Origin of the sequence: Sphingobacterium hotanense (genome assembly GCF_008274825.1) — a bacterium.
Taxonomy (GTDB): domain Bacteria; phylum Bacteroidota; class Bacteroidia; order Sphingobacteriales; family Sphingobacteriaceae; genus Sphingobacterium; species Sphingobacterium hotanense.
Map to the genome: position 1 here is coordinate 857,935 of NZ_CP030848.1, position 21,742 is coordinate 879,676.

16 protein-coding genes are annotated in these 21,742 nt (G+C 40.8%); 7 read left to right on the forward strand and 9 right to left on the reverse strand.

The features are described 5' to 3' along the window. Positions 1-68 precede the first annotated feature (68 nt). The 4 genes from DSM08_RS03590 (at position 69) to DSM08_RS03605 (ending at position 2,748) form a co-directional block, all read left to right on the forward strand. Positions 69-329 (forward strand): DUF2089 family protein, encoded by a 261-nt coding sequence (locus tag DSM08_RS03590; RefSeq protein WP_149524859.1) that lies wholly within the window; start codon positions 69-71, stop codon positions 327-329. A gap of 10 nt (positions 330-339) precedes the next feature. Beyond that, the gene (locus DSM08_RS03595; protein WP_149524860.1) at positions 340-819 is read left to right on the forward strand and encodes a hypothetical protein; all 480 of its coding nucleotides are present in this window, start codon (positions 340-342) and stop codon (positions 817-819) included. Between the two features lie 73 nt (positions 820-892). After that, positions 893-1,399: a hypothetical protein gene (locus DSM08_RS03600; RefSeq protein WP_149524861.1), complete on the forward strand. Its 507-nt coding sequence runs from the start codon at positions 893-895 to the stop codon at positions 1,397-1,399. Further along, positions 1,396-2,748 (forward strand): alpha/beta hydrolase family protein, encoded by a 1,353-nt coding sequence (locus DSM08_RS03605; RefSeq protein WP_149524862.1) that lies wholly within the window; start codon positions 1,396-1,398, stop codon positions 2,746-2,748. Before DSM08_RS03600 ends, DSM08_RS03605 begins: the two co-directional genes overlap by 4 nt. Positions 2,749-3,349: 601 nt before the next feature. Here DSM08_RS03605 and DSM08_RS03610 read toward each other — a convergent pair. The 4 genes from DSM08_RS03610 to DSM08_RS03625 form a co-directional block, all read right to left on the reverse strand. Then, the gene (locus DSM08_RS03610) at positions 3,350-4,723 is read right to left on the reverse strand and encodes a RagB/SusD family nutrient uptake outer membrane protein (RefSeq protein WP_149524863.1); all 1,374 of its coding nucleotides are present in this window, start codon (positions 4,721-4,723) and stop codon (positions 3,350-3,352) included. A 17-nt stretch (positions 4,724-4,740) separates the two neighbouring features. Beyond that, complete coding sequence (locus DSM08_RS03615) at positions 4,741-7,749, reverse strand: SusC/RagA family TonB-linked outer membrane protein (protein ID WP_149524864.1); 3,009 nt, start codon at positions 7,747-7,749, stop codon at positions 4,741-4,743. Positions 7,750-8,118: 369 nt separating this feature from the next. Continuing rightward, positions 8,119-8,829, reverse strand: a complete 711-nt coding sequence (locus DSM08_RS03620; RefSeq protein WP_149524865.1) for an SDR family NAD(P)-dependent oxidoreductase — start codon at positions 8,827-8,829, stop codon at positions 8,119-8,121. Next, positions 8,829-9,746, reverse strand: a complete 918-nt coding sequence (locus tag DSM08_RS03625) for a lysylphosphatidylglycerol synthase transmembrane domain-containing protein (protein WP_149524866.1) — start codon at positions 9,744-9,746, stop codon at positions 8,829-8,831. Before DSM08_RS03625 ends, DSM08_RS03620 begins: the two co-directional genes overlap by 1 nt. 401 nt (positions 9,747-10,147) lie before the next feature. On the opposite strand from DSM08_RS03625, the gene DSM08_RS03635 reads away from it, so the two are divergent. The 3 genes from DSM08_RS03635 to DSM08_RS03645 all read left to right on the forward strand — a co-directional run bounded on the left by DSM08_RS03635 (position 10,148) and on the right by DSM08_RS03645 (position 13,015). Continuing rightward, complete coding sequence (locus tag DSM08_RS03635; RefSeq protein WP_149524868.1) at positions 10,148-10,693, forward strand: hypothetical protein; 546 nt, start codon at positions 10,148-10,150, stop codon at positions 10,691-10,693. 125 nt (positions 10,694-10,818) lie between these two features. Beyond that, positions 10,819-11,955, forward strand: coding sequence for a GDP-mannose 4,6-dehydratase (gmd, locus tag DSM08_RS03640; protein WP_149524869.1), 1,137 nt, complete (start codon positions 10,819-10,821; stop codon positions 11,953-11,955). A 118-nt stretch (positions 11,956-12,073) separates the two neighbouring features. Then, positions 12,074-13,015: a hypothetical protein gene (locus DSM08_RS03645; protein ID WP_246172435.1), complete on the forward strand. Its 942-nt coding sequence runs from the start codon at positions 12,074-12,076 to the stop codon at positions 13,013-13,015. Positions 13,016-13,399: 384 nt separating this feature from the next. Here the strand turns inward: DSM08_RS03645 and DSM08_RS03650 are convergent, their stop codons facing one another. The 5 genes from DSM08_RS03650 to DSM08_RS03670 all read right to left on the reverse strand — a co-directional run bounded on the left by DSM08_RS03650 (position 13,400) and on the right by DSM08_RS03670 (position 21,742). Continuing rightward, a complete protein-coding gene (locus DSM08_RS03650) occupies positions 13,400-17,161 on the reverse strand; it encodes an ATP-binding protein (protein ID WP_149524870.1) in 3,762 nt (1,253 codons plus the stop codon). A gap of 247 nt (positions 17,162-17,408) precedes the next feature. Beyond that, on the reverse strand, positions 17,409-18,182 hold the full coding sequence (locus DSM08_RS03655; protein WP_223110860.1) for a succinate dehydrogenase/fumarate reductase iron-sulfur subunit: 774 nt from the start codon (positions 18,180-18,182) through the stop codon (positions 17,409-17,411). A gap of 43 nt (positions 18,183-18,225) precedes the next feature. After that, a complete protein-coding gene (locus DSM08_RS03660; RefSeq protein WP_149524872.1) occupies positions 18,226-20,160 on the reverse strand; it encodes a fumarate reductase/succinate dehydrogenase flavoprotein subunit in 1,935 nt (644 codons plus the stop codon). 50 nt (positions 20,161-20,210) lie between these two features. Beyond that, positions 20,211-20,990: a succinate dehydrogenase cytochrome b subunit gene (locus DSM08_RS03665; RefSeq protein ID WP_149524873.1), complete on the reverse strand. Its 780-nt coding sequence runs from the start codon at positions 20,988-20,990 to the stop codon at positions 20,211-20,213. Positions 20,991-21,154: 164 nt separating this feature from the next. Next, entirely contained in the window at positions 21,155-21,742 is a 588-nt protein-coding gene (locus DSM08_RS03670) for a porin family protein (RefSeq protein ID WP_149524874.1), read from the reverse strand.

Consider the following 21,742-nt stretch of genomic DNA (forward strand, 5'->3'; position numbering starts at 1 on the left):
GTTTTGTTTGTTGATGTTTTAATAATGTTAATATATTGTTTAACTTTATTAATAATCTAATAGATATTATGAAGTTTCCAATACATTGTCCTGCCTGCGATTCCGAAATGAGTGTCGTTAAGCTATTTTGTGGCTCCTGCGAGACGGAGGTGGCAGGGAAGTTTAATTTTCCCACGCTCATGCGTCTAGAACCGGAAGAGCAGGAATTTGTTGTTCAGTTTCTGTTGTACTCCGGAAGTTTAAAAGAAATGGCCAATAAAATGGGAAAGAGCTATCCCACTGTACGCAATAAGCTGGATGAGCTGATTGAAAAAATTAAGACATTTTAACCTAAATTTTATGAATTACTTCGAAGAGTCGCAGAGCTTTGTTTCTAAATGGACAATAGCGATTGCTATTTTGCTACTTGGTTTGCTTTCTTATCGGTTTTTAGCGGGTGGGACCATAAGTATGCTTGCCGAGAACGTCGGATTTTGGATCATGCTGCTGATATTTATCGCTTTGTTCGCCGTACGATTGAAAACAACCTATGATGCGGAAGGGATCCATATTCATTTTATTCCTTTTGTGTTCAACCGAGTTTATAAATGGGAGGATATGGAAGAGGCCTATCTACGAAAATACTCCCTTATGGACTATGGCGGATGGGGCTATCGTTTCGGTAGTGATGGCTTAGCAATTACTACCAGTGGCAATAAGGGGCTCCAACTGAAGATGAAGACGGGTAAGAAAGTGCTAATAGGCACACAGGACACTGATGCAGTACAACGAATCCTCGACTATTATTTATCTCAAGAAAGGAGAAAATCTGATGTTTAAAATGTTGTTGAACCCTTTCGAAAACCATACAGATCGGACACTATCGATCTTTTGAATTCTTGTAATGCTGACCATGATCCTTCTGTGTTGGCAATGGAACATCATAGCAGACGGCATCATACAATTGCATAATACGGCCGAAAAGCCCCTCTGGAAAGTAATCATCAATCTCGGTATCAATGTTGGACTCTTGAGTTTATTGATGTTCGGAGTAGCTAAACTGAGTTATCAGAAAACTCGATTTATTGACGTGCTGAAAGTTGTATTGGTGGCAAATTTTGCGCAAGTTATGGTGATGCTCTTGTTATTCAATCCCTTCCTGCAGGAAATGATGATGCCTTTGGAGAAAGCTATCTTGGAAGGCGATATGATGTTGAAGACCGTTCCACAGACGAATTTAATAGTCATCAGTATTGTTTCCTTATTCGCAGTCGGCATGCTCTATTACTTCTTCCACCTTTTAGTTCTGGGTATGAAAATTGCCATGAATAGCAAAAAGGCTTATCATGTTATCCTCATTATTTTGTTGACGATGATACTGGATACCTTTTTACATTTTTTTAATCCGTATTTGATATGATAAAAAAGTACTTTCTTTTCATCTTCAGTTTAAGTTTTTCTTTGTTTGCCTGTGGACAGTCTTTTGAAGGTTCCTGGACAGGCACCCTAGTACTTCCTACCGTTAAGCTCCCAACAGTCTTTGAGTTTACTTACGACGGACAATGGAAGGGGACGATGCAGAGCCCCTCCCAAAGCATGGCAAAATTGCCATTCTCCGCGATCGAGGCCGATGGGGATTCCATACATGTCGAAGTACGTTCTTTCGGAATCAAGTATTCCGGGAAGTTATCTAGCGATAAACAAGCGATTACAGGGCAGGTTCAGCAGGGATCCATGCGAGCGCCCTTAGACTTTAAGAAAGGTCCCTGGAAAAGCTATAAACGCCCACAGGCGGTAAATCCTCCCTATAGTTATGATACAGTTGATGTAAAAATCCCGAATAGGGAAGATTATGTCGTTTTGGCCGGGACAATTACGCGTCCAAAATCCGGAGGCAAACACCCAGGCGTAGTATTAGTGACGGGCAGTGGTCCTCAAGATCGTAATTCGACCATTTACGGGCATCAGTCGTTTAAGTTGATAGCCGATTATTTGACGAAGCGAGGAATCGTCGTTCTACGTTATGACGATCGCGGTGTTGGACAGTCTACAGGAATTTATACCCAAGCAACAACCAGCGATTTTGGAAAGGATGCTTTATCCGCATTAAATTATCTGAGCAAACAGGCTGACGTTGATCCCAAGAAAGTGGGTGTTATTGGCCACAGTGAGGGCGGATTGATCGCCACGATCTTAGCAGGGCAGCGTGTTCCTTCGCTTAAGTTTATTGTAGACTTGGCGGGTCCGGCTATAGCGATCGACTCTTTAATGGTTTTGCAAAGCGAAGCTGTTATGAAAGTTCAGGGGAAAACGATGAGTGCACAAGATCGCGCGCTGATTAAAAAGAACTACGAAATCGTAAAAAGCAAGCTGTCAGCAGAAGAAGCGTTCGAAGCGCTAATGGCGAATATGCGAGCGGTGCCGGGCAGTCAGAATGTGCAGTTTGGTGATGAAATCGGCGTGTTGGTCACTCCTTGGTATAGACATTTTATGAAGATCGACCCAATTCCTTTCATTAAAAAAATAAATATCCCTGTATTTGCCGCCTTCGGCGGTACCGACGTACAGGTAATCGCAGCACCCAATATGGAAAGCCTTACAGACAACCTCCCACGTAATCTAAAATCCATTGTCAAGGTGTACCCCGGATTAAACCATCTGTTTCAAACTTCAAAATCCGGTTCCCACCTCGAATATGGAGATATCGAAGAGACATTTAGCCCAGAGGTATTGAAGGATATGGCAGATTGGATTTTAAGTAGAGATTAGATATAAGACATTAGATATTAGAGTAGGGCGCCGATTAGGCGCCTTTTTTTGTGGGTTGTTTGAACTAGGAAAGGAAGGATGCTCTGTCTTTGAACCAGGAAAGGAAGGATTTAAGGATTATCAGGGTCGGGTGGAAAGGCAGGAAAGGCGTGAATGGTATTTTTATAGGAGGCGTTTAGTGAAACGTCTCTACGCATTGGCGTCCAATTGGCTTCTATATAATTTTGAACTTTATAGAAGGTAAATATGACGAACCGCGTAGAGACGTTTCACTAAACGTCTCCTGAAACGCCGATTTCGATGTAAATACAGGCATCCAAGCCTATACCCGATCCTGACCATCCTTAAATCCTTCCTTTTCTGGTTCAAAGACAAACCCTTTTTTTCCTTTCAACATGATCCTGCTAATCCTTGCATCCTTCCTTTCCTGGTTCAGAAATAGCACTCTAATGTCTAACATCTACTAAATACTAACTACTATTCAAAACCAATTCAAACCCAATACAAACCCCTATCAAAGCCCTTCTGAAAGGGTTATGATAGGGGTTTGTATGGGTTGATGAAAAGTTATGCTAAGGTATTGCTCAGTAGCATTTCTTTCCTAGTTATATCCAGGATTTTGTTCTAGTTTAGAATTGACGGATACTTCGCGGTATGGAATTGGGAATACCAGTTCCGGAGCGTTGTATGTATATGTTCCGACGTTTCTTTTTGTGCGTTTCAAATCATGGATTCTGTAGCCTTCAAATGCTAGTTCTTTGTCTCGCTCTGCTAATATATCATTCACGGTTACGGTCGCTAGATCAGCAAGTCCTGCACGCTGGCGTAGGGCATTGATATCGTTTGCTGGGCTATCACCTACGGAGGTTCCTAGTCTTGCATTACATTCGGCACGCGTTAGGTAAAGCTCAGTTAAGCGTACGACAGGGATATTGTCGAAGTAGTTGTACCATTTTTTGGTAAACCAGCCTGTTTTTGCTCCGGTACCTTCGTAGATCATTTGCGTTCTGCGTTTATCCGTAGTTGCATAAGTATTTACAAAAGCATTGAGGATACTTAGGTCGCCACGACCTACTTTACCCCCCGTATTATTTAGATAGCTCGAATAGAAAGTCGCAAGACCATCGTTTGATGAGCCTGCATTACTTTGTTCGTTCTGTTGAATCTCAAATACACCTTCTGAAGAATTCTTTACGCGGAATGGGTCTTCTAGGTTTGATGCTAAAGAGTATTCGCCGCTTTCGATGATGTCATTCGCTTGCTCCCTAGCGTTAGGATAGTCGCCTTTTTGCAGGTATAAGCGCGCAAGCATTCCTTTTGCGGCGTATAGATCTGGGCTATCACTTAGCAAGGATACTGCCTCTATCAGATCGGCTTGTGCCTGATCATAAACTTGAGCGACCGTGCTTCTGGCGATATCCGAAATGATGTCTTCAAAACCTTTAACGGCTTTAGTGACAATAGGAACACCTAGGCTTCCGTTTGCAGCTCCGGCCTCATAAGGTAGAGCGTATAATCTAACGAGTTCAAAGTGCATACTACCACGAATAAACAAGGCTTTGCCGTACAATTCATTTTTCATGTCCGGATCAGTTACTACGTCCAAAGACTCAATGACCGTATTGGCAGCATTTATTGCTTGGTATGCGTGTGTCCAAGTTCTCGTAGCATCCTCATTTGTGGATATTAAATTTTGATTAGATATATCGCGATAGGTGCTGAACGAACCGGTCCAGTTGAGATAGCTCGGGCTCGCATAAAGATCCCCAATCATCACCAAATTTGTTCCATATAGTGCTGGCTCTGCCATAATGGTATAAGCACCCACAAGCACGTTGTTAACGTCTGCCGCTGTTGATAGGGCATTTTCAGAGGATATATCATCCTGAGGTTCCATATCTAGTTTCTTTCCACAAGAACTTGCCAGTAAAGAAAAAGCTAGTACAGAATATGATAGATTTTTTATGATTTTCATGACTTTATCGTTTTTGTTTAGAAACCTACATTAATTCCAAAAGTGATCGTGCGCGGTTGCGGAGCAGTGTAAAAATCTGTTCCTAATTGAACAGCACCCGCAAATGTGGTGTTGATCTCCGGATCATAACCGTTGTAATCAGTCAATGTGAGTAAGTTCGTTGCTGAAACATAAACTCTAGCACGTTGCATTTTTAGTTTATTAGCCGTTTCGTTTGGTAAATTATACCCGAACACCAAATTTTTGATACGGAAGTAAGAACCATCCTGAATGTAACGTGATGACGCACGTGTACCATTAGCCGAATCGAATCGTGGTTGTGGTACCATCGTGATGTCTCCTGGATTTCTCCAATAGTCCATCTGATCAGTCGTTTGGTTATCGAAATAATCACCATTTGCAGATTGAAATCCACCGGCAGCATTATAGATATCATTGCCGCTCACGAATTGTGTCTGAATATCAAGATCGAAATTCTTGTAGGAGAATTTGTTGCCAAAACCACCGTAGAAGTTCGGGTTTGGATCTCCGATAGGCTGATCTGCAGCTTCTGAGTAGTCGCTTGTTGTTGTTTCTCTAGTTTCGTCTAAGTAATATAGGGCGTCGCCATTTTCAGGGTCAACACCGGCATATGCTTTTCCATAGAAGAAACCATAAGGCATGCCTTCTTCCAAGCGGCCCAAATAGCGACCTCCAGGATAGATCGGCTGTCCGTCGACTAATTTTAGGATTTTGTTTCTGTTCCAAGCAATGTTGAATGAGGTCGACCATTTAAATTCTCCGACGAAATTTTTAGAGTTTAAGCTCAGTTCAAGCCCCTTGTTCTCCAGGCTTCCAATATTTCTGAAAACAGTCGTAAATCCACTGGTGGATACCACAGGCATGTCTAACAATAGGTCGGTGGTCTTTTTATGATAGGCCTCGATAGTTCCGGAAATGCGATCTGCTAAAATTCCGAAATCTAAACCGATATTGGTCTGCGCTGTCTGTTCCCAAGTCAGATGCGGATCCCCTAATCTGTAGGCAACAGTTCCCGGAATACCCGCGTAGTTAGCGCCACTGTATAGCGTTCTGGAAGCGAAATTGGAAATATTCTCATTCCCTGTTAAGCCGTAACTTGCTCTAAGTTTCAAGAAGTTTAAGGAGTTGCTTTCTTTCAGGAAGTTTTCCTCTGAGATAACCCATCCGATGGATGCTGCAGGGAAGGTTCCGTATTTTGATTCTTTTCCGAATCTGGAAGAACCGTCAGTACGGATAGATGCTTCAAATAAATAGCGGTCCATCAGTTTATAGTTAGCGCGCGCAAAATAGGATACAATCGATCTTGAGGTTGCCGACGAGCTAGCATCTGATTTTACAGCTGCTGAAGTAATCTTTCTGAATAAATCGGAAGGAAAGTTCTTACCTTCTGCCATCGTATATCTGAACTGTTGCTCTTGATAAGACATACCACCTAATAGACCTAGGTTATGGATTTCATTGAAGGTTTTCGAGTAAGTCAAGGTATTGTTGGTGTTGAAGTTCACCGAACGCGCTTGGTAGCTAAAGCCATAACCTCCTGAATCTCCACCGTCTTGTGTCCGCATACCTAAGTATAAATCTTCTTCTAAGTTTTGGAAGTCCATACCATATTCCGAGCGGAATACTAAGTCTGATGTTATTCTGGCATTGGCATAGGCGGTTCCGAATGTGCGGTAGGTGCTTGATAGATTGTTTCCGTTTTCTAGATCGATCAAGTTGTTGTAATAAACCGTGTAATTGTACAGTTCTCCATTTTCATCGCGTATGGGTTGGATAGGAGGTAGCGCATTTAATTGCAAAGGATTTGAGAACGCATTATCGCTGTTTACACGATAGTTATCGATTTTGTTGATGTTCAAAGTACCGCCAATGTCTAAGAAATCGAAAGCAGAATGGTCGACACCAATACGTCCCGATGTTCTTTTAAAACGGTTACCGATGATAATACCTTTTGTGTCTGCATAACTTCCGGACGCTGTAAACCTTGTCTTAGCATCACCACCAGAAATGCTTAAGCTTCCTTGTTGCAGGTTGCCACGACGCATACCTTCGTCCACCCAGTTAGAGTTGTAGTTTTTATCCCAATCGTCTGTACCCGTCCAATCAGCCCAGAAAGAGCTAACGTCAGGATATTGTTCGTCGGGATCTGGACCTATATAGCCTGCATTATTCAATGCTGCGGAAAGGAGTTCGCGATATTGGTCAGCATTTAAGAAATCGCCCTTATTTGTTGGGTCGCTAAATCCTGCAAAGTAGCTTAGGTCGATTTTCGTTCTGCCGGCTTTACCTTTTTTTGTTGTAATCAATACAACCCCGTTGGATGCTCTGGAACCATAGATAGCGGATGCAGAACCATCTTTTAGTACCTCCATGGATTCGATATCATCCGGGCTGATTGCGGCAAGTGGGTTATCCGGTTCGTCATAAGTTCCCATCGCTTCGGTAACCATCGGAATTCCATCGATTACGTATAATGGCTGTGTTCCAGCGGAAATGGAAGAAATACCGCGAACGCGGATCTGTAGTGCCTGTCCTAATTTACCGGAGCTTGTATTCACAAATACGCCGGGAGCACGGCCCTGTAAACCTGCCTCTACCGTTTGTAGGGGAACATCCTCTAGATCCGACATCTTAACACTTGCTACAGAACCGGTCATGTCTTTTTTGACCTGCGTACCATAACCTACTACAACTACCTCTTCCAAATCTGCGGCAGAAGGTATAAGTTGTACATCCACTGTTCCAACAGTGGCGGCAACTTGTTGAGACGAATAGCCGATGTAGGTAAAGAAGAGGAATCGGGTCGATTCATTGAGTCCGATTTCATAGCGTCCATTCACGTCCGTTTGGGCTACGAAGTTGGTTCCCACCGCCTTTATTGTCGCACCAGCGATGGGTTGGTTTGTAACGGCATCAGTAACAGTACCCGTTACTTGTCTGCTTTGTCCAAATGCCACTATAGGTAGCCAACAAAGCATTATGAAAAACAGTAGATTTCTTTTCATAATTTAAGTTTTCTAGTTAATTAATTTGTTGTTGTTTGAAGGGCTGGGCCCCAAAAAAGCTTATGTGTTGTGTTTGTTTATTGTGGCTTCGGAAAGTATGTCTTTAACTGATTCAATGGTTTGGATTAGTTAAATTTTAGGTTTTTCGTTGTAAAGATGTTATTGTTTCAGCATTTACTAGTAGTAAATTTATAAATAAATCTGATTTATTATTGTTTTTCGTTAAAAAACTTCGATAAGCATATTAGGGAAAGCTTATTTTATAATAAAAAGGCTTTGTGGGGGGGAATAGCTGAGATTCTTAAGAGGATGGAGATAAAAAACAAAAAGCCCTATATGGAATAGGGCTTAATAATATCGTATATTGGATTACGGTGTGGTGTTTGCCACGGGTAATATCTTTCCGTTATAATATTTATGGCCATTTTGCGCAAATTCTGCAATGTATCGGCCCATTTCAAAGGCTAAGGTTCCGGCTTCGACGCCTGGAAACGCTGCTTCGAACATCTCGGTTTGGGAGGACCCTAATGCCAGACAATTTACTTTGATGCCCTTGTCTTTAAATTCCTCCGCCAAACATTCTGTCAATACGGCTAATGCCGCCTTACTACTTGAGTAGGCCGACAGTCCCGGAAACTTGGCCGAGCCTTGAAAACCGCCCATACTACTGATATTGACGATATGGCTACCTTCCTTCATCAATGGTGCGATATGACGGATCATATTGATATGCCCAATTAGGTTCGACTGTAGCATCTGTGCGAAATCCTCATTGGTCGATTCTAAGAAGGGCTTGTTGATTAATGCGCCGGCATTATTGATCAATATATCGACCTGCTCAAATTTGGATTGGACGAAGGGTACTAAGGAGTCGGGATAGTTGTCATAAACAATATCGAATTGTGCTGGATAAAGAGTTCCCCCGTCGTGGTTTAAGGAACTGGCGATCTCATGCAGCTTACGAAGCTTGTCGGCTGAACGTGCCAATGCGATCACTTTATGATCCTTATTTGCTGTTAAATCTAATACTGCTTCGAATCCAATGCCACTACTGGCTCCTGTTACGATAATATTTGCCATTATTCTTCTTCTTTTTCAATTTCTTCTTCAACCTCTTTTGCCGATGGAAGCTTGTCTGCACCCAGGCGCTGTGGTCGGAAAATATAATAAATGCCACTCGACGCTACTAAAAGGGATATGATATAAAATATCAAACTGATAGTAACCGCGATATGCTGATCTAATTGTAGGTATGTTGCTAAACTGAAGATCACCGTTTCTCGCAATCCGATTGCTCCACCAATTGAAGGCACGATGGCCACAAGCGAGGATACCATGAAAATGAGGAGATAGGGAGAGAACTTTCCATCGAAGTTCATCGCATAAAGGATAAAGATGGCGGTAATGGTTTGGAAACCTTGAACTGCCAGTGCTTTAAAATGGGTAATGATAAAATTGTTCAAGAACTGCTTGAAAAATGTTCTCAATACAAACAGGTAACTGATGGTACCCAATGCTAAGACCGCGATAGTAATATAGTTAGGTATGGCTAACCGCGGCATAAAGATTACGAGCGTTCCGGCCACAATACACAATGCCCAGAGTCCGCTTAAGCGATCAAAAAATACAGCGCCAAGCACTTGTCTTCTGGATATTTGAAAGGTTTTCTTGAGGAAGAATATTTTGTATCCATCGCCGCCAATTCCGCCGGGCAGGAAAAAGTTGTATAAGAGTCCGAGTTGATAAAGTCGGAAGTTATAACGTTCGGAAAGTTTTAATCCTATTGCTTTGAAGAATGAGTTGAGACGCGAGGAGGCTACTAATATCGAGCAGCAGTAGGCGAGAAAAGCAAGCAATAAGTAGAGCGGGTTGCTATCCCTCAGAACATCCTTTAGCTCGGTCAACGATATCTTGGTGGAAACCCAGTAGACCGCACCGAAAGTGATGATTACTTTCAGTAGGTTTTTGACTATATTCCAAACTTTCGAGTCTTGCATGGGCAAAGATCAATTATAATAAGGGGTATATTTTTGAGAAAAGCATCATTAGGTAGACGAAAAGAAAACCGCCTGCTAAAGAGAACAACCAGTTGATGTCTGTTCTTTTATATTTTTCTCGGAGCATGATCACCATTAGAATAATAAAAATAATAAATAGTGAAATGGGTGCAAATATAGCCCATTTGTGTGGAAAATATAATGAAATGTTCTTCAATAAATTAGCATCTTTGCTGAAGGAGTAGGCTATTCCGATAATAAGTATGATCATAACAATTCGTAATATCGCCTTGGCAACGATTTTGCTTATGGTATGATTTTTGGAAGTAGTGTTCATCAAAATATCGTTCTTTTTTGAGGTTACTAATATACATTTAATATACTATTTTAAACTTTGTAATATGCATAAACGTATTTTATCCTTTTTGTCCTTATTAACGATGGTGTTAATTTTAGGAAGTTGCGGTGCGCAGAAAAAATCAACTGTTGGTGGTACAGAGACTTCGCAAGGTCCTACTGCGTCGCAGTGGCGCGCTGGTGTTAAAGGTAAATGGGTGTTGAATTCTGTTGAACGTGAAAACATTCCGAGCACTTATACGATCAAGAACATTTTTGATGAAGCTCCTGTAGATTGTTTCATCGGTTCGGTTTGGGATTTACCGGGTGGTGCGCAACGCGGAACGATTACTTTCAACGCTGATGGCACTTTATGTGCAAATGGTGCTGTTCGTAACATCGTTTGGTCTATTTTTAACCCTGGAAAAACAGGTGGTGAGCCGGCGTTTCAATTTAAGAAAGTATACGCTGGAGACAAAGCATCTAATGTGACTAGCGGATACCGCTTAGATCTTTCTTTCGCTGATGAGAACGGTATGACGATGCGTATGCCGATTCCATTGGATCAAGGACAAGGTTACTTGGTGTTCAATTTCTCACGCGCTAACTAAGAATAGCACAGAAAAAACTTTAAGCCGCAGAAATTTTCTGCGGCTTTGTTGTTTAAACATCAATTGTTTGCATTAATTTTAAATATATTTGCGTAATTTTTACGCATTGGATGAATCCACAACATATGAAAGTCGCACTAATTACAGGGATTACGGGTCAGGATGGCGCATATCTAGCTGAATTTCTATTGAAAAAAGGCTATATGGTCCATGGGTTGAAAAGAAGAAGTTCCTTGTTCAACACCGATCGCATCGATCACTTATATCAGGATCCTCATGAGTTAGGGAGGAATTTCGTGCTTCATTACGGTGATTTAACGGATTCTACTAATTTAATTCGCGTGATACAAGAGACGCGCCCGCATGAGATTTACAATCTCGCAGCGCAATCGCATGTGAAAGTAAGTTTTGATACGCCAGAGTACACGGCGAATGCTGACGGTATCGGGATGTTGCGCATCTTGGAAGCTGTTCGTCTTTTAGGCTTAATCGAACATACGAAAGTCTATCAGGCATCAACTTCTGAGCTTTACGGTTTGGTGCAAGAAGTTCCGCAGAGCGAAAGCACTCCGTTTTATCCACGTAGCCCATATGCTGTTGCTAAAATGTATGCATACTGGATTACGGTGAATTACCGCGAAGCTTACAACATGTTTGCTTGCAACGGAATTTTATTTAACCATGAAAGTCCTGTCCGCGGAGAGACATTCGTTACGCGTAAGATTACAAGAGCAGCCGCGAAAATCGCATTGGGATTGCAAGATAAACTCTATTTAGGAAATTTATCGGCACAGCGCGATTGGGGGCATGCAAGAGACTATGTAGAAGCAATGTGGCTTATATTACAGCAGGAGAAGCCGGAAGACTTTGTTATTGCAACAGGTGTGACGACCACAGTGCGTGAATTTGTTCGCATGGCTTTCGCCGAGTTAGGAATTGAGATTGAGTTTAGCGGAAAAGGGGAGGCTGAAAAAGCGGTTATCATTGATCGCGACGAAGAGCGATTGCAGGAATTGGGTCTTAGCGCTGAGCACATCAAGTTAGGACAGACTGTAGTGAAAGTGGATCCGCAATATTATCGTCCGACGGAAGTTGATCTATTGATTGGTGATCCTTCTAAGGCGCAGAGCAAACTGGGCTGGAAACCAAGGTATTCGCTTGATATGTTGGTGAATGAGATGGTTCTTTCGGATTTGAAAGTTATGCAGCGTGAAGAATACTTAAAGAAAGGCGGTTTCACAACTTTAAATTATTTCGAATAATTGGAGTTGGAACAGTTTTTGCGTTTGGTTTTACGAATATGTTAATAGAATATTAAACGTACGTTGTCTGATTGATTTAATCGAATCTTCGCTGGGATAACATGTACGTGCAAGCATCATGAAAACAGGAATACAAAATACAGGAATGAATGAGGATCAAGAACAGGTTGCGGTAAAACGCGATAGTTCGAAGATTTACTTTTTCATTATAGCGATAGCGGCACTTTTAGCGACGAATATATATTTCTACGTAAAGTTTAAGTCATCGGGTGAGAAGCTTTATACCGTGACTTTGCAGAAAGAAAGTTTGCAATCGGAGATTGATCGTATCGAGGCAGAGTTGGATAATATCAGATCCCAGTCGAACGGTTCGACTGAAGATTTTCAATCGGCAGAACAGGTTGTTCGTTTAAAAATTGAAGAATTGCGCAACGGTTTAGAAAGCGGCGAGATTACTGATGAACAAATTGAGAATGCTAAACAGCAAGTTTATCAGTTGAAGACGCAGGTTTCTAGAATGAAGGACGAGGTGACGGAATTACGTATTAAAAACGAACTGCTGGCTGAAGCGAATTCGGATTTGAAGAATGAGGTAACAGCTACGAGGCAACGCTCTGAAAACCTAAGCAAAGAAACTAAGGTCTTGAACGAGAAAATTAATAAAGCATCTTCCATCAAAGTTTCAAACATTCATATTGCCGGAGTTGAAGAAAAGAAGGGTGGCGTGATAGAGATTGAGACGAAATCGAAACGCATCGATAAGCTTCAAATCAGCTTTACGGTAGCTGATAATCCTTTGGCGAGTACGGGCAAGAAGGATATTTTTGTTCGCGTAATCAATCCGAAAGGCAATTTAGAGGCAAACTCAGAGGATATTTTTTATGTGCATGGTGAAAAGTTACAGTATAGTTTCAAGCAAAGCATAAACTTTACAAACAACGGTCAAGAGTATCAGATGGAATGGGGCAACAACGGCGAGCGTTTTCAAAAAGGCGCTTATACGATATTGCTTTATGCGGATAATTCCATCATGGGAAGAGCATCTATTGTATTGAAATAATAAAGGTATTATACTATTATAGAAAAGCGGGTTTTCCAACTGGGAAACCCGCTTTTTCGTTATTTAATAATTCCTTTTGATTATATTTTTCTGGAGGTATTGATTTCAATGTAGTGTTGAAGTTCCCTTTTTGATGGTGTTAGATGATTGATTTATGTCCCAAAAGGTGAATAGAGGGGATGAAGAGACTATTTATTCGACTCCTTTAGCATATGTAAGCCCGTTATCTTCAGGGCATGCATTTCAGAGCTCGCTGAAGTCTTTATTATATCGACCGGTATAAATGGTCCTTTAATGAATATCTTCACTTACACAGCTTTTTTGCTGGTAAACAATATGGGAATATAGACTTAATAATACCGCGCCGGTAAATGCCGGTGTTGTTTATCCTTCTAACATTTCCTCGTTATAAAGCGGAAGAATAATGGTAAAGGTGGTGCCGATTCCTTCGAATGTCGTAAAAGATATTTGTCCCTTCATGGACTCTACTGTTTTCTTTACAAAGGCTAATCCTAGACCAGTTCCAGAGCTTTTGGTTGTAAAGTTCGGTTGGAAGATCTTAGGTACTAACTCGCTCGGAATTCCCAGGCCATTATCCTTCAATAAGATGCGTACGTGTTTCTCATCCGCATAATCTACCAATACACTAATGAGGTGTTTTTTGCGTGTTATGGATGCCTCTAATGAGTTTTTCAGTAGGTTGTTGAAGGTTCTTAGCAACTGATCCTTATCGCCCAATACGTAGATGTTTTCCTGATCAGTATTGTTGATTACTTTGATATAAGTATTATGCGTATTGTGGTACACATTCGCCGATTTATTGATTTTCTCAATAATATTGATTTTTGTCAGGTTGGTATCCGGGAGTTTTGCAAAATTCGAGAATTCGGTTGCTATTTTCGATAAGCTGTTGATTTGCTCAATGAATGAATTAGAGAACTTGTAGAATCTTTCTTCAAAACGAGGGTCGCCTTCTCGGTAACTTCGAGAAAGTTGCTGTATGCCCAGCTTCATTGGTGTTAACGGGTTCTTGATTTCGTGGGCGATCTGTTTGGCCATCTCTCGCCATGCATATTCACGTTCCGCATTCATCAATTGCTTCGCATTTTCCTCCAACTTAACAATCATGTAATTGTACTCCTTGATCAAGGCGCCGATCTCATCGTCTCTCTCCCAATAGAGCGGCTCGTTAGGCTTATTGCTGAAGATAGTTTCTGATAGCTTTCTACCGATTAAACTCAATGGTTTAGTAATTGAATTAGCTACTAGAACCGTAAAGAATCCAAACGCCAAGATGATGATGGTATAGATGTTCAATAAGGTGTTAAGAAGTAAGTTCTGGCTGGCATTTTCTTGTTCTGCCGTCGTAAAATACGGGATATTCAGAAAGAGGACCGTGTTGTAGTCATTATTTCTGATAGCTGCAAAGCTTGAATTATATTCGAACTTGACAAGCTTCTCTTTCAAGAATAAATCTGTCTTCTTGCGGATGTTCAGGTTATTGAAAGCTGTCGGATTGATATAGGTGGAGATAAGCTCCATATCGTAAATTCGCGGCTGTGAAGTGTATCGAAGCTTTCCGTTCTTATCGTATAAGTTGAAGTCTGTTACCGAAGTTTCGGACAGCTTTTGCAAGATTTCTTCAAAACGGTTTTCATCGAGGTTCGGTGACTCCTGCATTAGACTTTCAATCTTATTGACAACATCGAGAATATATTTCTGGCGTTGCTCTACAGAATCCTTTTCTAGCTGGTAGGAGATACTGATAAACGTAATCAAACCGGAGATGACAATAGCAAATATTACCACGCCGACAATCATGGTTTGAATACGGGTACTATATTGAACCCGGTTTACCAGAAGTTTGAAGTGGTATTTAACGCTGTTGAAGTTAAATGCTCGGCGTGTGACCGTGGTACTTACATAGCGAATAAAATTAAAGAATAGGAAGAAGGTGTAAAGACTCAGGAATAAGAATGAAAAGATAGCGATAGACTGCCAGAAGTTTAACTGAGGCGTACTTACCACTAAACTGGTATGGTTGTCTGGTCGATAGATGACGTGGAAATAGCCATTGTAGTTTTCATTATTGGTGTATTGGCCAATTTTGCTAGCAAAGTTATCGTCTCTATTCGGATAGGTAAATGAACCATTCTGCGTCACTAAGTATCCGTCGCGATACAGGGCGAAGGATGAGGCAAGCTGCTTGTGTTTGTTGATGAACTCGGAACGACTGTCGGCTAAAATAACAGGGTAATTCAATGAAGCGTTGAAGGCTTTATTCTTGAAGTTCAGATAAACCTGCACCAGGTCTTCCTTGCCATTACGAACGATAGGTATTTCAAACTGTAGGAAATATTCGTGCGTCCCTAATTCACTTCTTACTCGATAGAAGTTCTGCGTCTGTGGTACTTTCGTTGAGTTGTTGATTACCTTTTCACGGTATTCCTCTATCTTATCTGAGTTATAATGCTCGAGTGGTCTTTGATCGTAGTAGTAATAACTATTGAATTCAAATTTAGACAGATAGCCACTGAAGTAATGTGTTTTGAGGTATTGGTTGATGATATCAGTCTGCGTATTCGGGAGACTGATGGTGAACAACTGTTTTAGTTGCTCATCTTTTAAAATATCTTTTTCAAGATCTACGAATAGGGCAAGGGCATTAAAGTCGTCTTCGGCTTCCAATTGTCCTAGTGTCACTTTCATTTCCTGTTCCACCTTATCATGCACACTGCGCATATATACGGACGTCGCCATGAAGGCTAGGAAAACCAACGTTAGGATAAAGGTCGGTAGGTTGAGGCTCATGCGCATATTGCTATATGCTCTCAACATGATAACGCCCGCTAGGAATATATTGAAGAAAGTATTTTCACCGATAATAATGGCATTCAGGATAATGGCCGTTACTAAAGCAATCAGCTGCAGATTTAAGAAAGAGGTCGTATTGGGTAGGATGTTTTTGAGAAACCCAACGATCGTATCAATGAAATATAGCAGGATGACCATATTGACACAAAAGATCAATGTGTTGATCCAACTGTAGGTGTCAAACGATAAGAGCTGTGTGAAGTCGAGGCTTACTTGTGAGCTATTTGTTATTAATGTCGATAAGTGGTAGAAGAGTAGGTTCGAAACGAAATAGATGCTCAATATTGACGCTAATGCGATCAATCCCGATAGGGTTGGTTTCTTCCAAGTCTCGGGGAATTTTAAGAAGCCCATAACTGATCGAACATAGAACACAAACCAGATGACGAAAAAGGTCGTCATCAGGAAGGCCCAAAGATTCGGAAGGATCGGACTAAATGCATAATACTTTGGATTAAATAACCCTAAGCTGGATTGAGAGGCAAGCCAGTTGGTTTTTAAATCAACGTAGCGAGTCAACATTAAAATTAAGGCAAAGAATGCTATCGACAGCCATGGTCGACCATTCTTAGCAGTCATATAACTAACGTTGTGAACAAAAATCAGAAAGCATAAGGACGCGAATATCCAACAGATGAACTGTATGTTGATGAAGATGTTATCATGTTTACCTTCGCTCAGCTTTACAGAAAACAAATAAGATCCGTTGTTGCTATATATATTCTTGATGTTTTCGGTATCCGTATAATCCGCAATGGCAAGGTTGTCAGACTTCAATAAAGTCACATTGAAGATATTTTCTAAATACTGGTTTGTAAATGGAAAATCAGCTTTTATGGGGATAATCGCCAATAGGGAGCTGTTATCTGAAAGCACTTTCTTCTTAACGACCAGATGCCGGTTATCTTCTTTTATATAATTAACGTCCGATTGAAAGCCGAGGTCATTGACTGGAACAAATAGGTTTGTACTCCAGAAGATGGGCTGATGGTTCTTATAAACGAAAAAAAAGATCCGCTCTTTTGCTCCAATCTTTTTAGTGATATCTAATGCTTGTGTAGGGTAGATCTCCACATTTTGAAAAGCTTTCATCATGCTGGAGTCTGCAAAAAACTGGTCTACCAGTTCTTCCGAACGGTGTAGGTTGTTGGAGAGCGTGCGGGTATCTAATTCCAACATATCTTCCTTGGTGACGATATTGTTAATCGTGATAGCCGTCGTTAAGAATAAAACTGTTAGAATCAGTAGAAGAATTCGTATTCTATTACCCATTAAGATTTAAGATTATTAAGGGTAAATATAAACAAAACTTTCAGCATTCCACTTAATGGATAAAGCGAATGAAAGTACTTTTAAGCAGTATTTTAGAAGAATTTAGTGTGTATAACTACAATACTGATGTGAAGATTGCGATTGCAGCCGGCATTCAGATGAATAGCTGGGACAATAACAGGGTAGAAGACATAAAAAAAGTCCTCGTAAAATGCTTACGAGGACCTTATAGCTTAGTGAGAATTCCTTATGCGTGGATATCTTCTTGACGGAAGAACTTCGCAGTAAAGTACTCACGGTTCATTCTAGCGATATTTGTCAATTTAATTCCTTTTGGACATTCCGCTTCACAAGCTCCTGTGTTTGTACAGTTACCAAAGCCTTCAGCATCCATTTGATCAACCATTGCTTGCGCACGTTCGTAACGCTCTGTTTGACCCTGAGGAAGTAACGCAAATTGAGAGATCTTAGCTGATACGAATAACATAGCTGAAGCATTTTTACACGCTGCAACACATGCTCCACATCCGATACAGGTAGCTGATTCGAAAGCCTCGTCAGCAACGCGTTTTGGAATTGGAATAGTATTCGCATCAGGCACACCACCAGTATTGATATTTACATATCCACCAGCTTGTTGGATGCGGTCAAAAGCAGTTCTATCTACAGCTAAATCCTTCAATACAGGAAAAGCTGCTGCACGCCATGGTTCAATAACGATAGTTTGTCCATCGTGGAATGAACGCATGTGTAATTGACAGGTCGTAATACCGTATTTAGGACCATGCGGGCGACCATTAATTACTAATGAACACATACCGCAGATACCTTCACGACAATCGTGGTCAAAGTAAATAGGATCTTCACCTTTACGAGTCAAATCTTCGTTCACTACATCAAGCATCTCAAGGAAAGACATATCATCAGCGATATCTTTAGCTTGGTAAGTAACGAATTGTCCTTTGTCGTTTATATTTTTTTGACGCCAAACTTTTAGCGTTAAATTCATATGTCCACTCATAATAGTAATATTGAGTATCAAAAGGCTATTGCTAGCCTTTTGCTTATTTATAACTTCTTTGTGTTAACTTAACGTTTTCGAATACTAGCTCTTCTTTGTGTAGTGCTTCCGGTTGGTTATCACCTTTGTACTCCCATGCAGCAACATAAGCGTAGTGATCATCATCACGTTTTGCTTCGCCTTCTTCTGTTTGAGATTCAAGACGGAAGTGTCCTCCACATGATTCGTTACGGTTCAACGCATCGTCTACCATTAACTCTCCTAATTCTAGGAAGTCAGCAACACGACCAGCTTTCTCTAACGACATGTTAAGTTCTTCGTTCTCACCTAATACACAAGCATTCTCCCAGAATTCTTTACGTAATTCTTGGATAAGACCTTTTGCTTTAGTCAATCCTTCAGCTGTACGCGCCATACCACAGTATTCCCACATGATATGACCAAGTTTTTTGTGAATATCATCAACAGTCTTAGTACCTCTTAGCGCTAATAATTTGTTGATTTTATCTTCTACTTCTTTACGAGTTTGCTCAAAAGCAGGGTGATTTTTATCTACTGGTTTGAAGTTTCCGATTTTAGCTAGGTAATCACCAACAGTAAATGGAATTACGAAGTAACCATCAGAAAGACCTTGCATTAAGGCAGAAGCACCTAGGCGGTTAGCACCGTGGTCAGAGAAGTTCGCTTCTCCTAAACAGTATAAACCAGGTACAGTAGTCATTAAGTTGTAATCAACCCAAACACCACCCATGGTATAGTGAACAGCAGGGTAGATACGCATTGGTTGCTCGTATGGGTTCTCATCAGTAATCTGATAGTACATATCGAACAAGTTACCATATTTCGCTTCTACTGTATCTTTTCCTAAGCGTTGGATAGCATCAGCGAAATCTAAGAATACCGCTACTCCAGATTTACCAACACCACGTCCTTCGTCAACCATTTCCTTAGCGTTACGAGAGGCAACGTCACGAGGAACTAAGTTACCGAATGAAGGATATTTTCTTTCTAAGAAGTAATCGCGATCATCTTCTTTGATGTCTTTAGGCTTCATTTCGCCTTTACGCAATTTCTCAGCTAATTCAATAGTTTTAGGAACCCATACACGACCGTCGTTACGTAATGATTCAGACATCAACGTAAGCTTCGATTGGTGATCACCAGTAACTGGGATACAAGTAGGGTGGATTTGTGTGTAACATGGGTTAGCGAAGAATGCACCACGTTTGTGTGCTCTCCATGCTGCCGTTACGTTACATCCCATTGCGTTAGTCGATAGGAAAAACACGTTTCCATATCCACCAGTACATAATAATACCGCGTGGCCTTCATGTGATTCAATCTTTCCTGTAACTAAATCACGAGTAATAATACCGCGAGCTTCGCCATCGATCTTAACAAGATCTAACATTTCATGGCGCGTATAAGATTGTACTTTTCCTTTTTGAATCTGACGGTTAAGTGCTGAATATGCACCTAATAATAATTGTTGTCCAGTTTGTCCACGAGCGTAGAACGTACGAGATACTTGGGCTCCACCGAATGAACGGTTATCCAATAAACCTCCGTATTCACGTGCGAAAGGAACACCTTGAGCAACACATTGATCGATGATGTTTACCGAAACCTCCGCTAAACGATATACGTTTGCTTCGCGAGCGCGGTAGTCACCACCTTTGATAGTGTCATAAAATAAACGGAAAACAGAGTCACCGTCATTTTGGTAATTTTTAGCAGCATTGATACCACCTTGTGCAGCGATAGAGTGCGCACGACGTGGTGAATCTTGGTAGCAGAAAGTCTTTACGTTGTAACCTAATTCTGCAAGAGATGCTGCCGCAGATGCACCAGCTAAACCTGTACCAACAACGATAATCGTGAATTTACGTTTGTTGGCCGGGTTAACCAGCTTCATATCAAATTTATGTTTTGACCATTTTAGGGCCAATGGGCCTGCAGGTACTTTTGAATCTAACATATCCTTCTTTTATTTAGTAGATTTCGCTATTGCTTCAATCTGTAAATAACCTATTTAACAAAATAAAAATACAACGGCATTGCAGCGAAGGCAATTGGAATGATGATACCGAATATCCAAATTCCAATCCATTTAATGATGCCGACATAGCGCTTGTGGTTGAAACCAATTGTCTGGAATGCAGACTGGAAACCGTGAATTAAGTGAAATGACAAGGCAGCCATTCCTAAAAGATATAATCCAACTAAGAAAGGATTTTGGAATGCTACAGCAACTTGCTTGTATAAATCTTTTGACTGAACAGTTTCTACACCTTCGTTAACAAAGATTTTATACCCGTCATACTCTGCAGGAATCTCATCTAAAGAGATGATCTCTTGATTTCCTGTTGCTAGTTCAGTGTGGTATTCTACATAAGGAGTAGAACCAAACTTGTACTGGTACCAGAAGTTTTGCATGTGTGTTACGATGAAAACTAATAATACAGTACCTAAGATTCCCATGTTACGTGAGTTCCAAGCACTGCTCGCTTTACCATCATACTGGTTGTAGCCAATTGGTCTCGCCGCTTTGTTTTTAGTAGTCAATACTAAAGCGTAAACCGCGTGGATAATGATAGAAGCGTAAAGTAAGTAAGAAACTACCTTGATAGGTGTAAAGTGGGTCATGAAATAAGCGTAATTGTTGAACGCATACCCCGCATCATCTTTAAAGAGCTGTAAATTACCAATCAAATGAACAATCAAGAACGTACATAAGAACAATCCTGTCAAGCTCATGATTAGTTTCTTCCCTAGTGAAGATGTTAATACTGGCTTTGATTTACTCATTATTACTATGAATTTAATTTAGTTCCGCAAATCTATCTAATTGATGACACTTTTGTGAGAAATATGTACAAAAAAGCACTAATTTAGAATCTTTCTAATCTGCAGGGAAAAAAGAAAGGCTCGATTGAATAACAAACGAGCCTAAACTTTTAATTATCTTTTAGTTACAGGAATGCATATCCTACGCCAATCGACCACATACTGATCTTTTGTTTTTGGTTGCTGCTTTCGCTGAGGTTGTTTAAACCGTGCTCATAGCGAAGATCTACAGTGAAGTTGCGGATATCGGCACCAACACCTCCAATGATTCCTGTTGATGTCTTTTTATAATCTGCAAAATTTGTCGCAGTCTTGATATCGAATTTTCCATCTTGTGCAAATGAAAATACCGGACCTGCTTGGATACGTACGCCTAATGGACCTAATCCGATTCTAGTACCTAATAGAATAGGAAGATCCATACTTTTAATCGTCACTTCGCCAGCCTCAGCATCTTCTGTAGGATCGAATCCTGCTTTCTTTTGGCTATAATAAAGCTCTGGCTGCACGTGGAAGCCTGCAATCCCAACACGGCCCCAAACACCTAGTTGATAACCCGTTTTGGTGTCAGAGTTCAACCATTTGCCATCAGATTTTAAACTAGAGAAGTTTAATGCACCCTTAACCCCTAATTTGAAACTAGGTAGCAATTGAGCTTGTGAAGCCTGCACCATTAGAAATAGCGCAGCAAATGCTAGTATAATTTTTTTCAT

What these genes read in the sequence shown, in the direction of transcription:
- DSM08_RS03605 (WP_149524862.1), top strand. Translation starts at nt 1,396, where the DNA reads ATGATAAAAAAGTACTTTCTTTTCATCTTCAGTTTAAGTTTTTCTTTG.
- DSM08_RS03620 (WP_149524865.1), bottom strand. Translation starts at nt 8,829, where the DNA reads ATGGCAAATATTATCGTAACAGGAGCCAGTAGTGGCATTGGATTCGAA.
- DSM08_RS03595 (WP_149524860.1), top strand. Translation starts at nt 340, where the DNA reads ATGAATTACTTCGAAGAGTCGCAGAGCTTTGTTTCTAAATGGACAATA.
- DSM08_RS03650 (WP_149524870.1), bottom strand. Translation starts at nt 17,161, where the DNA reads ATGGGTAATAGAATACGAATTCTTCTACTGATTCTAACAGTTTTATTC.
- gmd (WP_149524869.1), top strand. Translation starts at nt 10,819, where the DNA reads ATGAAAGTCGCACTAATTACAGGGATTACGGGTCAGGATGGCGCATAT.
- DSM08_RS03600 (WP_149524861.1), top strand. Translation starts at nt 893, where the DNA reads ATGATCCTTCTGTGTTGGCAATGGAACATCATAGCAGACGGCATCATA.
- DSM08_RS03610 (WP_149524863.1), bottom strand. Translation starts at nt 4,723, where the DNA reads ATGAAAATCATAAAAAATCTATCATATTCTGTACTAGCTTTTTCTTTA.
- DSM08_RS03635 (WP_149524868.1), top strand. Translation starts at nt 10,148, where the DNA reads ATGCATAAACGTATTTTATCCTTTTTGTCCTTATTAACGATGGTGTTA.
- DSM08_RS03670 (WP_149524874.1), bottom strand. Translation starts at nt 21,742, where the DNA reads ATGAAAAAAATTATACTAGCATTTGCTGCGCTATTTCTAATGGTGCAG.
- DSM08_RS03590 (WP_149524859.1), top strand. Translation starts at nt 69, where the DNA reads ATGAAGTTTCCAATACATTGTCCTGCCTGCGATTCCGAAATGAGTGTC.
- DSM08_RS03645 (WP_246172435.1), top strand. Translation starts at nt 12,074, where the DNA reads ATGAAAACAGGAATACAAAATACAGGAATGAATGAGGATCAAGAACAG.
- DSM08_RS03655 (WP_223110860.1), bottom strand. Translation starts at nt 18,182, where the DNA reads ATGAGTGGACATATGAATTTAACGCTAAAAGTTTGGCGTCAAAAAAAT.
- DSM08_RS03660 (WP_149524872.1), bottom strand. Translation starts at nt 20,160, where the DNA reads ATGTTAGATTCAAAAGTACCTGCAGGCCCATTGGCCCTAAAATGGTCA.
- DSM08_RS03625 (WP_149524866.1), bottom strand. Translation starts at nt 9,746, where the DNA reads ATGCAAGACTCGAAAGTTTGGAATATAGTCAAAAACCTACTGAAAGTA.
- DSM08_RS03665 (WP_149524873.1), bottom strand. Translation starts at nt 20,990, where the DNA reads ATGAGTAAATCAAAGCCAGTATTAACATCTTCACTAGGGAAGAAACTA.
- DSM08_RS03615 (WP_149524864.1), bottom strand. Translation starts at nt 7,749, where the DNA reads ATGAAAAGAAATCTACTGTTTTTCATAATGCTTTGTTGGCTACCTATA.